2 protein-coding genes are annotated in these 1021 nt (G+C 42.8%); one reads left to right on the top strand and one right to left on the bottom strand.

The genetic code is table 11. The annotated features are described in order from the left end of the window. Nucleotides 1-286, bottom strand: a 286-nt coding sequence (locus IE117_RS11060) for a helix-turn-helix transcriptional regulator (protein WP_189564484.1), incomplete at its 3' end; no start/stop codon positions are given. 176 nt (nucleotides 287-462) lie between these two features. Between IE117_RS11060 and IE117_RS11055 the strand changes: the two genes are divergently transcribed. Further along, on the top strand, nucleotides 463-1021 hold a 559-nt coding region (locus tag IE117_RS11055), incomplete at its 3' end, for a hypothetical protein (RefSeq protein WP_189564483.1).

Raw genomic sequence — 1021 nt, 5'->3', positions numbered from 1 at the left:
TCATCTTCTCCCTCAAGAGTTCAACTTCCAATCTCAGCGCTGAGATTTTCGGGTCAGAAATCAATTCTTCTTTTTCTGGTATAAACGGGTCGGATGATAAGATAACTTCCAAGCCCACACCAAGTACCGTTGAAATATTCTTCAACTGACGAAGCTTTATGTTCGCCCCTTTACGCTCCAACGCGCTATATCCTTGCTGAGAAATACCTAATTCCAGGGCCATATTCTCCTGAGAGAACCCTTTTATTTCCCGCAAAATACGAATCCGCTCACTCACTTTTTCCATCTGATAAAGGAGACACATTCAATATGTATTAAATATTATGATAAAGTTACTATGATTTATAGTGAAGCACAACAAATTATTTTGAGATACAACATCAGGTAGTGACAGAAATGGGCGCTCAAGGTGAAACTTTGTCCTGATAATCAAACCATTGTTTCATCTAATCAAATGTTGTTATGAAAATGAGATTTTTTCGTTACCCGAGTGTTATGGCTGCTCTGCTTCTCTTGATGGTAGCAGGAAGCTGTCAGCAAGAGAGGCAAGAAGTTGTCAAGCCTATTTCCGCCGAGTTGTCAGTGGACACCGCCAAGCAGTATTACGAAGCGACCAAGGGTCGGTCAAAGGCTGCCAACAAATACCAGTTCCTGTGGGATTTGGCAAAAAAAATGGATGTAGGAGGCACACCTATCGTTGCTGTTCCAATAGTGAACGTTGGAGGTGGCAACACCGTAATAAGCAGCCAAAATGGTCGAGTGGAATCCTCTACCGCCGAAATGGTAAGCGCTTTCTTTTATGTCGATAAAAGTGGGGCGTTGACTGCCAGTCTAACCGCCAAACAACTAGCTTCAAACGAGAGTTTGAACGTAAACCAGCAGAAAATTTACTTTTTTGATTGGATCAAAAACAGACTCCAAAGTGTATGGACGATCGAAAATGGCAGGTTTCTTCAGGCGCAGGTTGCCATAGATAAAGACGTTGCTAGAGCGAGTAGGACGTCGACATGTGTTGCGGAGA

The organism is Persicitalea jodogahamensis (assembly GCF_014651615.1).
Taxonomy (GTDB): Bacteria; Bacteroidota; Bacteroidia; order Cytophagales; family Spirosomataceae; genus Persicitalea; species Persicitalea jodogahamensis.
Note: the sequence above shows the minus strand (reverse complement) of the source record. Positions and strands in the feature narration are given on the sequence as shown.